Origin of the sequence: Streptomyces sp. NPDC058279, from assembly GCF_042881255.1 — a bacterium.
GTDB lineage: Bacteria > Actinomycetota > Actinomycetes > Streptomycetales > Streptomycetaceae > Streptomyces.
The window spans coordinates 344,197-357,097 of the sequence record NZ_JBHVYA010000002.1 but is presented as its reverse complement, the minus strand read 5'-3'; the positions used below and the strand labels follow the sequence as shown (position 1 = coordinate 357,097).

At 73.7% G+C, this 12,901-nt stretch carries 11 protein-coding genes and 1 riboswitch; of the genes, 3 read left to right on the top strand and 8 right to left on the bottom strand.

The window, feature by feature from the left end:
- Positions 1-29: 29 nt before the first annotated feature.
- Positions 30-1,280 carry a cytochrome P450 gene (locus ACFVXJ_RS06390; protein ID WP_389659514.1) on the bottom strand — a complete coding sequence of 417 codons (1,251 nt, stop codon included), beginning with the start codon at positions 1,278-1,280 and terminating at the stop codon, positions 30-32.
- A 244-nt stretch (positions 1,281-1,524) separates the two neighbouring features.
- Here ACFVXJ_RS06390 and ACFVXJ_RS06385 point away from each other — a divergent pair, with 244 nt between their 5' ends.
- The gene (locus tag ACFVXJ_RS06385) at positions 1,525-2,694 is read left to right on the top strand and encodes a steroid 3-ketoacyl-CoA thiolase (protein ID WP_361310562.1); all 1,170 of its coding nucleotides are present in this window, start codon (positions 1,525-1,527) and stop codon (positions 2,692-2,694) included.
- 235 nt (positions 2,695-2,929) lie between these two features.
- On the opposite strand, the gene ACFVXJ_RS06380 is transcribed toward ACFVXJ_RS06385, so the two are convergent.
- From ACFVXJ_RS06380 to ACFVXJ_RS06350, 7 genes are all read right to left on the bottom strand, one after another.
- Positions 2,930-3,334, bottom strand: a complete 405-nt coding sequence (locus tag ACFVXJ_RS06380; protein WP_389659511.1) for a transglycosylase SLT domain-containing protein — start codon at positions 3,332-3,334, stop codon at positions 2,930-2,932.
- 390 nt (positions 3,335-3,724) lie between these two features.
- Positions 3,725-4,531: an ECF transporter S component gene (locus ACFVXJ_RS06375; RefSeq protein ID WP_389659508.1), complete on the bottom strand. Its 807-nt coding sequence runs from the start codon at positions 4,529-4,531 to the stop codon at positions 3,725-3,727.
- The gene (locus tag ACFVXJ_RS06370; protein WP_389659505.1) at positions 4,528-6,450 is read right to left on the bottom strand and encodes an ABC transporter ATP-binding protein; all 1,923 of its coding nucleotides are present in this window, start codon (positions 6,448-6,450) and stop codon (positions 4,528-4,530) included. The genes ACFVXJ_RS06375 and ACFVXJ_RS06370 overlap by 4 nt, the downstream gene beginning before the upstream one ends.
- Complete coding sequence (locus ACFVXJ_RS06365; protein WP_389659502.1) at positions 6,447-7,679, bottom strand: energy-coupling factor transporter transmembrane protein EcfT; 1,233 nt, start codon at positions 7,677-7,679, stop codon at positions 6,447-6,449. Before ACFVXJ_RS06365 ends, ACFVXJ_RS06370 begins: the two co-directional genes overlap by 4 nt.
- Positions 7,676-8,347 (bottom strand): SCO2322 family protein, encoded by a 672-nt coding sequence (locus tag ACFVXJ_RS06360; RefSeq protein ID WP_389659499.1) that lies wholly within the window; start codon positions 8,345-8,347, stop codon positions 7,676-7,678. The genes ACFVXJ_RS06365 and ACFVXJ_RS06360 overlap by 4 nt, the downstream gene beginning before the upstream one ends.
- Positions 8,347-9,597, bottom strand: a complete 1,251-nt coding sequence (locus ACFVXJ_RS06355; RefSeq protein WP_389659496.1) for a prenyltransferase/squalene oxidase repeat-containing protein — start codon at positions 9,595-9,597, stop codon at positions 8,347-8,349. The genes ACFVXJ_RS06360 and ACFVXJ_RS06355 overlap by 1 nt, the downstream gene beginning before the upstream one ends.
- Positions 9,598-9,740: 143 nt before the next feature.
- A riboswitch (cobalamin riboswitch) is annotated at positions 9,741-9,835 on the bottom strand.
- Positions 9,836-9,937: 102 nt separating this feature from the next.
- Positions 9,938-10,990 (bottom strand): MBL fold metallo-hydrolase, encoded by a 1,053-nt coding sequence (locus ACFVXJ_RS06350; RefSeq protein WP_389659493.1) that lies wholly within the window; start codon positions 10,988-10,990, stop codon positions 9,938-9,940.
- Positions 10,991-11,194: 204 nt separating this feature from the next.
- On the opposite strand from ACFVXJ_RS06350, the gene ACFVXJ_RS06345 reads away from it, so the two are divergent.
- Together ACFVXJ_RS06345 and ACFVXJ_RS06340 are read left to right on the top strand one after the other, a co-directional pair.
- Positions 11,195-12,667 (top strand): aldehyde dehydrogenase, encoded by a 1,473-nt coding sequence (locus ACFVXJ_RS06345; protein ID WP_389659490.1) that lies wholly within the window; start codon positions 11,195-11,197, stop codon positions 12,665-12,667.
- Entirely contained in the window at positions 12,667-12,900 is a 234-nt protein-coding gene (locus ACFVXJ_RS06340) for a ferredoxin (protein WP_389660086.1), read from the top strand. The genes ACFVXJ_RS06345 and ACFVXJ_RS06340 overlap by 1 nt, the downstream gene beginning before the upstream one ends.
- Position 12,901: the final 1 nt, after the last annotated feature.

Below are 12,901 nucleotides of genomic sequence, written 5' to 3'. Positions count from 1 at the left end.
CGCAGGTCACGAACCGGTAGAGCACGGTGTCAGGCGCGGCCGTGGCCGACCCGGAGCTCCTTGATGCCGTTGAGCCAGGCCGCGCGCAGCCGGCGCGGGCCGGGCCCGGCGAGACGCAGATCGGGCAGGGTGTCGGCGAGCGCGTTGAAGATGAGGTCGATCTCCATGACGGCGAGGGACTTGCCGAGACAGAAGTGCGGGCCGCCGCCGCCGAACCCGAGGTGCGGGTTGGGGTCGCGGGTGATGTCGAAGACGTCCGGGTTCTCGAACACCTCGGGGTCGTGGTTGGCGGAGGAGTAGAACAGACCCACCCGGTCACCGGCCTTGATCTTCTGGCCGCCGAGTTCGGTGTCCTGGGTGGCGGTGCGCTGGAAGGACACCACCGGGGTGGCCCAGCGCACGATCTCCTCCGCCGTGGTGGCGGGGCGGGTCGCCTTGTAGAGCTCCCACTGCTCGGGGTGGGTGAGGAAGGCGTGCATGCCGTGGCTGATGGCGTTGCGCGTGGTCTCGTTGCCCGCGACCGCCAGCAGCAGCACGAAGAAGCCGAACTCGTCGGAGCCCAGGTTGCCCTGACCCTCGGCGGCCACCAACTGGGTCACGATGTCCTTGGCCGGGCACTCCTTGCGGGCGGCCGAGAGGTTCATGGCGTAGCCGATGAGTTCCATCGCCGCGTTGGCGCCGACCTCCTCGGTGATCGCGTACTCCGGGTCGTCGTAGGCGATCATCTTGTTCGACCAGTCGAAGATGCGCGAGCGGTCCTCCTGCGGCACGCCGATCAGCTCCGCGATCGCCTGGAGGGGCAGTTCGCAGGCGACCTGGGTGACGAAGTCGAAGCTGCCGTCGGCGGAGGCGGTCAGCGCCTCCTCGACGATCGTCCGCGCCCGCTCGCGCAGGGCCTGCTCCAGGCCGCGGATCGCCCGCGGTGTGAAACCGCGCTGCACGATCTGGCGCACCCGCGTGTGTTCCGGCGGGTCCATGTTCAGCATGATGAGGCGCTGGGCATCAATGGCATCACGCGGGATGTGTTCGTTGAAGCGGATGATCGCCGTGTTGAGCGTCGAGGAGAACAGCTCGGGGTGCGTGGAGACGTACTTGACGTCCGCGTGCCGGGTGACGGCCCAGTACCCCTCGTCGTCAAAACCGGTCACGCCCCGCCGCTGGGCGCACCACCAGACGGGCGCCGTCTGCCGCAGCCGCGCGAACTCGGGGAGCGGGACCCGGTCGTGGAGGAGGTCGGGGTCGGTGGCGTCGAAGCCTTCGGGCAGCGCGGGACACGACATCGGGCGACTCCAGAGTCGATCTGATGGTGCATCAGAGATGGCTCGAAGGTAGTAACGAGTTCTAGAAGTGACAAGGGCCGCGGCGCCGACCGTTGAGTGTGGAATCCGTGTAAGGGGCGTGCAAGACCCTTGCGTGCCGGGCCCCCGGGTCATAAGACTGCGCAGAGAAGTAGAACGCGTACTAGTTCGGGCGGGGCGCCGGGACGGCCCGCCGCGCCGGCACCGTGCAGGAGAGGACGAGCTCATGGCCGCGGAACCCGTCATCGTCGAAGCCGTACGCACCCCCATCGGAAAGCGCGGGGGCTCGCTCGCCAACCTTCACCCCGCCTACCTGCTCGGCGAGACGTACCGCGAACTGCTGGCCCGGACCGCGATCCAGCCCGACTGCGTCGAACAGATCGTCGGCGGCACCGTCACCCACGCCGGCGAGCAGTCGATGAACCCGGCCCGCAACGCCTGGCTGGCCATGGGCCTGCCGTACGAGACGGCCGCCACCACCGTCGACTGCCAGTGCGGCAGCTCACAGCAGGCCAACCACATGGTCGCCAACATGATTTCCGGCGGGGTCATGGACATCGGCATCGCCTGCGGCGTCGAGGCCATGAGCCGCGTCCCGCTCGGCTCGGGCTCCAAGCACGGCCCCGGCAAGCCCTTCCCGGACGAGTGGAACGTCGACCTCCCCAACCAGTTCGAGGCCGCCGAGCGGATCGCCCGCCGCCGGGGCCTGACCCGCGAGGACGTCGACCGGCTCGGCCTGCTGTCCCAGGAGCGGGCCGCGGTCGCCTGGGCCGAGGAACGCTTCAAGCGCGAGACCTTCGCCGTGCAGGTGCCGACCACCGAGGCGGAGCAGGCGGCCGGGCAGGGCATGTGGCGGTTGGTCGACCGGGACGAGGGGCTGCGGGACACCTCCATGGAGGCGCTGGCCCGGCTCAAGCCGGTCATGCCGACCGCCGTCCACACCGCCGGGAACTCCTCGCAGATATCCGACGGGGCCGCGGCAGTGATGTGGGCGTCGCGGAAGATGGCCCGCGCCCTCAAGCTCAAGCCGCGGGCCAGGATCGTCGCCCAGACACTGGTCGGTGCGGACCCCCACTACCACCTGGACGGGCCGATCGACGCGACGCGCGCCGTCCTCGGCAAGGCCGGGATGTCGCTGCGCGACATCGACCTCGTCGAGATCAACGAGGCGTTCGCCTCGGTCGTCCTCAGCTGGGCCCAGGTCTTCGACCAGGACCTGGAGAAGGTCAACGTCAACGGGGGCGGCATCGCGATCGGCCACCCCGTCGGCGCCACCGGCGCCCGGTTGATCACCACCGCGCTGCACGAGCTGGAACGGCGGGACAAGGAGTTCGCGCTGATCACCATGTGCGCGGGAGGCGCACTGGCGACCGGCACGATCATCCAACGGCTGTGACGACGCGCCGGCTGTGACGACGCGCCGGCTGTGACGACGCGCCGGCTGTGACGACGCGCCGCCCGTGACGACCGCTGTGCCGGCGCGCGGCCGGCCCCCGCTGCGGGCGCGGGGCCCCTGAACCCAATGGGATGGGAAAAAGTCGAAGGCCCCGGTGGCCGGCCTGGGGAGGCCGGCCACCGGGGCCTTCGCACGCACCGGGGTGCGTCATGCGGCGTCTGCTGCCACTGGTGGCTTAGTACCAGTGGTGCGACTGCCAGAAGTTCCAGGCGCCTACGGGGCTGCCGTAGCGAGAGTTCATGTAGTCCAGGCCCCACTTGATCTGGGTGGCCGGGTTCGTCTTCCAGTCGGAGCCCGCGGACGCCATCTTCGAGGCGGGCAGGGCCTGGACCAGGCCGTACGCGCCGGAAGAGGCGTTGGTGGCGGTGTGGTCCCAGCCACTTTCACGGGAAACGATCTGGTTGAAGGCCGCGAACTGCGCCGGGTCCTTGATCATCTGGCGCGCGATGGCCTTGGCGTCCATCGGGGCCGCCTGGGCGGGGACCGTGGCGAGCATGGAACCGGCGACGCCCAGGGCGAGGACGGAGCCCACGAGGGTCTTCTTGGAGGCGGCGATGCGGCGGATGACTGCGTTGGACACGGAGAGAACCTTCCGAAGGGAACAAGGGCGGTCGCCGTGCATGTCGAGGACATGCGTGAGCCACTCACGCGGAGGAGAGGGGTTCGTCGGGCGGGGGGTGAAGACCCCTGCCGCCGTGGCGACATCACCAGTTAGCCAGGTCCGACGCGCCCTGGCAACGACCCCTGTTACTAGGCACTTTCATAGCGGCGACCCGGTGGCCCCCCATCGTCCGGGACGAGGTCCGCGCAGGTCAGGGCCGGTTTTCCGGGGTCCGGAGAGGGGGCCCAGAGGCTACTAAAGAGTGCCGTATGTGACGTGGGTCCTGTGGGCCGCCTCACCCTCGGAGGGCCCGAATCTCACGCTGAGTGACCGAGTGTGCAACGAAATAGGGTGTGGCCGGGGCCACTTTCAACGCATATCGAAGCAAATCGGGACATCGAACGCCGCTTTCCGCGTCGCCCGGCGGAGCGCTCTCAGCAGGGTCCCGCCGAGCGCGAGGGTGAGTACGACGGTCAGGACGGCCCGACCCAGGTCCCAGCCGACCGAGGTGGCGAGGCAGTACGCGAGGAAACGGGCCAGGTTCGCGGGCACCGGGTCCCCCGGGTGGAAGGAGATGCCCTGGCCCATGCCCTGGAGGAGCACCCAGCCCTGAAGGTTCATGACCGTGCCGTACGCGAACGACCCGACGAACCCGTACGCCGCGAGCATCCACAGCTCGGCCCGGCCGCGTATCCGACCGGGCCCCGGCAACAGCCCGGCGCCCAGCGTGAACCAGCCCAGCGCCAGCATCTGGAACGGCATCCAGGGCCCCACACCGCCCGTGAGCAGCGCGGACGCGAACATCGTCACGGAGCCGAGGACGAACCCGAACCCGGGGCCGAGGACCCGCCCGCTGAGCACCATCAGGAAGAACATGGGCTCCAGGCCGGCCGTACCGGCGCCCAACGGCCTGAGCGCGGCCCCCACCGCGGCGAGGACGCCCAGCATGGCGACGGCCTTGGAGTCCATCCCCTGGTCGGCGATGGTCGCGACGACCACCGCCACGAGGAGCGGCAGGAGCGCCGCGAAGAGCCAGGGGGCGTCCTGGGAGTGGGAGAGGCCGGACCGGCCGTCGGCGAGCAGGGGCCAGCCGAAGGCGGCGATGCCGATGAGGGTGACGAGGACCAGCGCGGCGGCGGCACGGGGGCCGATGCGCAGGGGGCGGGCGGGGGTCATGCGGGGCGGCCCTCCCGGGAGAGGGCGGCGGCGACCTGGGAGACCGTGAGCCAGTGGCCCGGGGTCAGGACCTTGGCCACCTGCGGCGCGAAGGCGGGGGAGGAGACGACCACCTCGGCGGTCGGACCGTCCGCGACGACCTCCCCGCCGGCCAGGATCACCACGCGGTGGGCCAGCTCGGCCGCGAGCTCCACGTCGTGGGTGGCCAGGATGACGACGTGGCCGGCGGCGGCGAGGTCGCGCAGGATGCCGATCAGGCGGGCCTTGGCGGCGTAGTCGAGGCCGCGGGTCGGCTCGTCGAGCAGCAGCAGGGCCGGTTCGCCGGTCAGGACCAGGGCGAGGGCCAGGGCCAGGCGCTGGCCCTCGGACAGGTCGCGGGGGTGGATGTCGTCGGGGACGTCGGGGAGAAGGGAGGTGACCAGGGCGCGGCAGGTGCCGGGAGGGGCGCCGGCGTCCGCGTCGGCGGCGGCGCACTCGGCGGCGACGGTGTCGGCGTAGAGGAGGTCGCGGGGGTCCTGGGGGACGAGCGCGACGCGGCGGATCATCTCCCGGGGCGGCGTGCGGTGGGGGGTGCGGCCGCCGACGAGCACCTCGCCGGTGGTGGGGGCGAGGATGCCGGCGAGGGTGGCGAGGAGGGTGGACTTGCCGGCGCCGTTGCGGCCCATGAGGGCGATGGTCTCGCCGGGGCTGACGGTGAGGGTGATGTCGTGGAGGACTTCGGCGCGGGCGCGGCGGAGGGTGAGGTGGGTGGTGCGGGCCGGTTGCTCCGCCGGTTGCTCCGCGGGTTGCTCCGCCGGGGTTGGGGCGGGGGCGGGGGCCGGACCGGGTTTGCGGCGGAGCCGGGCCCACAGGGAGGGGTGCGGCAGGGAGGGGCGCGGCGCCGTTGCGCTGCGCGGCCCCGGCTGCGCCGGGTTTTCGGGGCTCCGCCCCGTGCCCCGCGCCTCAAACGCCGGCGGGGCTGGATGTGCCGGGGTCGGCGGGGCCGGAAGGTGCGGCGCCGTTGCGCGAGCGGCCCCGGCTGCGCCGGACTGGGCGGGGCTCCGCCCCGTGCCCTCCGCCTCAAACGCCGGCGGGGCTGGATTTGCCGGTGCGGCGGTGGGGGGCGCGGTGAGGCGGGCCTTCAACGGGGCCGCGAGGCGGCGGGCGTCGCGGACGGAGAGGGGGAGGGGGGACCAGCCCGCCAGGCGGCCGAGGGAGACGACCGGGGGGTGGACCGGGGAGACGGCCATGATCTCGGCCGGGGTGCCGAGGACGGGGGCCGCGCCCGGGGCGGGCAGCAGCAGTACGCGGTCGGCGTACTGCACCACCCGCTCCAGGCGGTGCTCCGCCATCAGCACGGTGGTGCCGAGGTCGTGCACCAGGCGTTGCAGGACCGCCAGCACCTCCTCCGCCGCCGCCGGGTCCAGCGCGGACGTCGGCTCGTCCAGCACCAGCACCCGCGGGTGCGGGGTCAGCACCGAGCCGATCGCGACCCGCTGCCGCTGGCCGCCGGACAAGGTGGCCAGCGGGCGGTCGCGGAGCTCGTTCAGGCCCAGCAGGTCCAGCGTCTCCTCCACCCGGCGCCGCATCACCGCGGGTGGCAGTCCCAGGGACTCCATCCCGTACGCCAGCTCGTCCTCCACCACGTCCGTCACGAAGTGGGCCGACGGGTCCTGCCCGACCGTGCCCACCACGTCCGCGAGCTCCCGCGGCCGGTGCGTGCGCGTGTCCCGGCCCGCGACGGTGACCCGGCCTCGCAGCCGGCCGCCCGTGAAGTGCGGGACCAGCCCGCAGACGGCCCCGAGCAGGGTCGATTTGCCGACGCCGGAGGGGCCGACCAGCAACGTCAGCTCCCCCTCCGGCACGGTGAAGTCCGCGTCCCGCAGGGCGGGGGCCGACGCCCCCTCGTACGTCACCGACACCTCTTCGAACCGGATCACAGCGACGACGCCTCCTTCGGCGGTACGGGTGCCACGAGGGCGGGGAGCAGGCCGATGAGGATCGCCGCCGCGGGCCACAGCGGCAGCGTCGGCGCGAGCAGCGGCACCACCCCCGGACGCAGGGCCTCGGGGTCCAGCGTCCCGGCGTAGGAGACCAGGGCGGCCACCGCCGCCCCGGACCCGGCGACCAGCCAGGCCCGGCCGCCCCACCGGTCGGGCCGGTAGCGGGTGCGGACGCTGCGCCGGCCGCCCAGGCGCAGACCGGCCAGGGCCAGGGCGAGACCCAGGAAGAGGACGGGCAGACCGAACACGGCGCCCTCCGCCGCGAGCAGCCCGTAGGTACCGGCGCACATGCCGAGCAGCCCGCCGAGGGTGAGCGCGTTGGTGGTGCGGCGGACGGCGGGCGGGACCCGCGCGATGCGGCCGTAGCCACGGGCGTCCATCGAGGCGGCCACCGCCACCGAGCGCTCCAGAGCGCCCTCCAGGACCGGCAGGCCGATCTGGAGGACGGCCTTCACCCCGCCGGTGGGGCGTCCGCGCAGCCGTCGGGCGGTGCGCAGGCGGGCCACGTCGGCCACCATGTTCGGCGCGAAGGTCATCGCGACGACCACGGCCACGCCCGCCTCGTACAGGGCGGCGGGCAGCGACTTGAGCAGCCGGGCCGGGTTCGCGAGCGCGTTCGCGGCGCCGACGCACACCAGCAGCGCGGCCAGCTTCGCGCCGTCGTAGAAGGCGAAGACCAACTGTTCGGCGCTGACGCGGCCACCGAGACGGATGCCCTGCGCCCAGGCGGGGAGGGCGAGTTCGGGGAGGGTGAGGAGGGTGTGCGCGCCGGGGACGGGCGAGCCGAGGAGGGTGGAGAAGAGCAGGCGCAGGCCGATGACGAAGAGGCCGAGCCGCAGGAACGCGCCGTAGGAGCGGGCCCAGGGCGCGGCGGTGCGGCGGGCGGCGACGACGTAACCGGCGACGGCGACGATCAGCCCGAGCAGGAGCGGGTTGGTGGTCCGCGAGGCGGCGGTGGCCAGCCCGAGCGCCCACACCCACCAGGCCCCCGCGTGCAGGGCGTTCCCACGACGCGCCTCGGGGGCGGCGCGCAGGCCCCTTTTCCCGTACGTCGGCACCCGCGACCCCCGACCGGCCGCGACCGCGCCGCCCCGGGCCGGGGTCGCGAGGTCGGCTGCGGCGTCGTGCGTGGTTGGCGTGCGTGGGCCCCGGCGGACCGGGGTCATCGGGAGCGGCGGCGGGATTGCCGGACGGCGGCCACCGCGAGGACGGCTACCGCCGCGATGCCCGCGAGCAGTCCCGCGGAGGGCCCACCGTCACCGGCGGGGGCGGTCTGCGGTGCCCCGTGCTGCGGTGCCCCGTGCTTCGGTTCGTCGGGCGCGCCCTGCGCGAGCGGCTCGCCGCAGCCCTGCTTCGGGTAGCCGGAGATCGCGCACAGCAACGCCGCGCCGTTGTAGCGCAGCGGCTTCGCCACCGACGCCAGCGCCTCGGCGGTCGTGGCGTCCGGGGCGACCTGCGCGCAGGCGGTGCGCGGCCCGGTCTGCGGCGGGGCCTCGCCGGAGGGCGAGTCCTCGGGTAGGCCGAAGTCGATGACCAGGGCCACCCGCTTTGTCCCCGCCACCGCCGGGGTGCCCGCGCAGACCGTCGCGAAGTCGGCGTCCGTGCGCGGCCGGGACGCCTGGTCCCCGGCGTCCTTGCTCACCGCGAAGCGGAAGCCCTGGACGGTGCCGTCCGCCGGGCGGGCCGCAGCGCCCTGGGTGGCGTAGGTCCAGGGGCCCTGGGCGCCGCCGTCCCAGAACGACCAGTAGCGATAGCTCGACGCCAGTGCCGGGGACGCGGCGAGGAGGGTGAGGAGGGCGCCGAGCGCGACGGCGAAAGCGGGCAGCCTGCGCATCAGTTCTTGTTCTTCTTCCGGCGGCCGCTCAGCAGGAAACCGATGCCGACGCCGGCCGCGGCGCCCGCGCCGATGATCCAGCCGACGTTGCCGGAGCCGTTCCCGCCCTTGTCCTTCTCGGCCTTGCCCATGCCGCCCGTCGCCGGGGTCTGCGGGGTCGGGCCCGTCGCGTTCAGCGCCGCGACCAGGTCGGTGCCGCCGAAGGCGCGCGGGTCGGTGCCCGTCGCGTGCGCGGTGAGGATCAGGGTGCCCAGGGCCGCCGGGTTGCCCTTGGCCCACTGCGCCGAGTTGGCCTTGAGCCACTCCAGGGCGCCCGCCGCCGACTGCTTGTGGCCGGCCGCGGCGAGGGCGATGACGGCGTCGGCCGTGTTGCCGGTGTCGGGGGTCGGCTGGTCGGCGCCGGGGGTGACGGCGGTGAGGTGGCCGTCCTTCTTGACGGCCTCGGCGAGGTAGCCGGCCGCGCCCTGGGCGGCGGCCGCCGGGTCGCCGGCGGCCGGGTCGGCGTCCGCCGCGCAGTTCGGCGCGGTCGCCGGGGTGTCGGTGGCGGCCGGGGCGACGACCGCGCCCTTGCCGAGGCCGGCCAGGGTCGCGGCGGCCGTCGCGTCGGCGTTGGCGGGGAGCTTGCCGTCGGTCGGCTGGTAGCCGAAGGCGCCCCGGTCGGAGGCCGGGTCGGAGGCGCAGCCCAGCCGGAAGGAGAGCAGACCGTCATACGCGGACTTGCCCGCCTGGGACTTCACGTCGGCCGGCTTCTCGCCGGCCACGGCGAGCGCGCTGATGACGACGGAGGTCGAACTCGCCTCGCTCGGGGAGCCCGGAACGTACGCCCAGCCGCCGTCCTCGTTCTGGACGGACCTCAGCCAGTCCACGCCCTTCTTGACCGCCGCCGTGTGGCCGCCGAGCGTCTTGAGGGCCTGCACGGCCACGGCGGTGGCGTTGGTGTCGAGCGGCGTCGCCGGGTCGCACGCCTTCGTCGCGTCCGCGCGGAAGGAGGCGAAGCCGCCGTCGGCGCACTGCTGGCCGGCGAGCCAGTCCACGGCCTGCGGGGCGGGCCGCAGGCCGACGGTGTACTGGGCGAGCAGTGCGAAGGATTGGCGCCAGACGCCGTCGTAGGTGGGGTCGGCCTGACCGAACAGCCCCGAGGGGATGACCGGCGCCGGGGAGGGGGAGGGGGCGGCGAGGGCCACGGGGGCCACGCCCACGCAGAGCACGGCGGAGGCGGCGAGCGCGGCGGCGTTGCGGCGGACGTTCATGGCGGGGCGGGTGCCTCTCGTGCCGGGGAGCGGAGGCAGGCGCACGCGGGTGCGGGCACACGCGGGTACCGGGCTCCGGCTCCGTATACCTCGACGGTGCCGGCCGCCGGGGGCCCGGCGGCACGAGCCGCGCACTCCCGACGGGGCATCCCGGCTCCCCGCCTCGGCGGCGCCGGGGAACGGCGCCGGGACACGGGTCACGGTTGCGGGTCAGCGCCGGATTCGCACCGGCTTCCCCCCGTACGGAAGTGTGGACGACGGCCTTACTGTACCGGCCCCCGCCGGGCGTGCCGGGTGGCGCCGGCGGGGAGCGCCCCTTACCGACGCGCGGGGCCGCGCGTCACACCGCCCGGTACGTCACCGGGTCCGTGCCCGGCACCGCCTCCGCCCGGCCCTGCTTCACCAGCCGCCGAAGGTGCGCCTCCGCTTCCGAGACGGCGATGTTCCGGGACCCGTACGGGATCTGCTCCCAGGGCCGGTTCCACTCCATCCGCTCGGCCAGCTCCCACGGCGTCAGGGGCTCCGCGAGCAGCTCCCGCAGGCCGGCCAGTCGCTCCTCGTGGTGGGCCAGCAGCTCGCGCACCCGGGCCGGGGCGTCGGTGAAGGGGTGCTGGTGCGCGGGGAGCACCTCGGCGGGACGCAGTCGGCCGACGCGTTCGAGGGAGGCGAGGTAGTCCCCGAGGGGGTCGGTGACCCGCTCGTCCTGCGGGTCCTCGTAGAGCCCGATGTGCGGGGAGATGCCGGGCAGCAGGTGGTCGCCGGAGAAGAGACGGCCGTTGCCGGGAAGGTTGCCGGGGTGGGCCTCCTCCAGGTGCAGGCAGACATGGCCGGGGGTGTGGCCGGGGGTCCAGATCGCGCGCAGCGCGCGCCCGGCGAGGGGCAGCAGCTCGCCGGGGACGATCTCCCGGTCGGGGACGGCGGCCCGCAGCCCGGGCAGGGTCCGCGCCCGGCCGCCCGCCCGGGCCGCCCGCAGTGGGGCGATGTGCTCCTCGGGGGCGCCGGCGGCGGCCAGCTTTCCGCTCATGTAGTCGTACCAGACGCCCGGTTCGGCGGAGCGCGTCCGTACGACGACCTCGGTGTCGGCGGCGTGCATGGCGATCCAGGCGCCCGACACGTCCCGGACCCGCCCCGACAGGCCGTGGTGATCGGGGTGGTGGTGGGTGATGACCACGCCGTGGAGGTCGGTGACGGCGGTGCCGAGCGCGGCGAGTCCGGCCGCGAGGGTGTCCCAGGAATCGGGGTCGTCCCAGCCCGTGTCGATCAGGACGGGCCCGAGGTCGGTGTCGAGGACGTGGACGAGGGTGTGCCCGAGCGGGTTGTCGGGGATGGGGACCTTGATGCCCCACACGCCTCCGCCGTGGTCGGTGACCTGAGGTGGGGCGAGGGGTGTCATACGGGCTCCCTGGGAACGAGAACGTGTTGCATTGGTCGCCCCAGTCCACCATCCTGCGCAGGGTCCTGACTAGTCGTCGACTCCACGCCTTCGGGGCCGGGGTCGGTCCGCGCCGGTGATCGTGTCCGCGCCGTGGACTCCTGGAACTAGAACTGGTATCAGTTCTGGGACGCCCAGCCGCTGGTAGCCGCAGGAGGCATTGCCATGACCGAGCTCGTGGAACACGGACAGCTGTTCATCGGCGGGGAGTGGACCGATCCGCTGGGCGACGCCACCATCTCCGTCGTCTCACCCCACACCGAGCAGGTCATCGGCAGCGTTCCGCACGCCTCGGCGGCGGACGTGGACCGCGCCGTGGCCGCCGCCCGCAAGGCGTTCGACGAAGGGCCCTGGCCCCGGATGACCCTGGAGGAGCGGATCGCCGTCGTCTCCCGGATCAAGGACGCCATCGCCGTCCGGCACGAGGAGATAGCCCGCTCGATCAGCTCCCAGAACGGGTCCCCGTACTCCTGGAGCGTCCTCGCCCAGGCACTGGGCCCGATGATGGTCTACGACGCCGCGATCACCGTCGCACGCGACTACCCGTACGAGGAACACCGCCAGGGCGTGCTCGGGCCGATCCTCGTGCGGCGCGAGCCGGTGGGCGTCGTCGCCGCCGTCATCCCCTGGAACGTCCCGCAGTTCGTGGCCGCGGCGAAGCTCGCGCCCGCGCTGCTCACCGGGTCGGCGGTGATCCTCAAGCCCTCGCCGGAGTCCCCGCTCGACTCCTACATCCTGGCCGACATCGCGCGGGAGGCCGGTCTGCCGGAGGGCGTGCTGTCGATCCTGCCCGCCGACCGGGAGGTCAGCGAGTACCTGGTCGGTCACCCCGGCATCGACAAGGTCGCGTTCACCGGCTCGGTGGCCGCCGGCAAGCGCGTCATGGAGGTCGCCGCGCGCAACCTGACCCGGGTCACCCTCGAACTCGGCGGCAAGTCCGCCGCCGTGATCCTGCCGGACGCCGACCTGGAGTCCACCATCGCCGGGATCGTCCCGGCCGCGTGGATGAACAACGGGCAGGCGTGCGTGGCCCAGACCCGTGTCCTCGCCCCCCGGAGCCGCTACGGGGAGATCGCCGAGGCCTTGGCCGCCGCGGCGGGAGCGCTGGTCGTCGGAGACCCGCTGGACCCGGCGACGCAACTCGGGCCGCTGGTGGCCCGGCGCCAGCAGCAGCGCTCGCTGGACTACATCCGGATCGGGCAGGAGGAAGGCGCCAAGATCCTGACCGGCGGCGGCCGCCCGGCGGGCCTGGAGCGGGGCTGGTACGTCGAGCCCACCCTCTTCGGTGACGTCGACAACTCGATGCGCATCGCCCAGGAGGAGATCTTCGGGCCCGTCGTCTGCCTGATCCCGTACGGGGACGAGGCGGAGGCGGTACGCGTCGCCAACGACTCGGAGTTCGGCCTCAGCGGCAGCGTCTGGACCGGCGACGTGGAACACGGCCTCGACTTCGCCCGCGCCGTCCGCACCGGCACCTTCAACGTGAACACCTTCAGCCTGGACATGCTGGGACCGTTCGGCGGCTACAAGAACAGCGGCGTGGGACGCGAGTTCGGCCCCGAGGGGCTGAGCGAGTACCTGGAGCACAAGATGATCCACCTGCCGGCGGGATACCGGGCCCCCGGGACCGGTGCGTGATGGGCGACCGCTGGCGGATCGAGGTCGACCGGGGGGTCTGCATCGGCTCGGGCATGTGCGTGAACCACGCGCCGGCGGGCTTCACCCTCGACTCGGCGCGCCAGTCCCACCCCCGCGAGGCGGAGACCGACGCCAACGAGCCCGTCCTGACGGCGGCCGAGGGCTGCCCGGTGGAAGCCATCACCATCACGCTCCTCACCACGGGCGAGGCGGTGTTCCCGCCCGAGGAGTAGG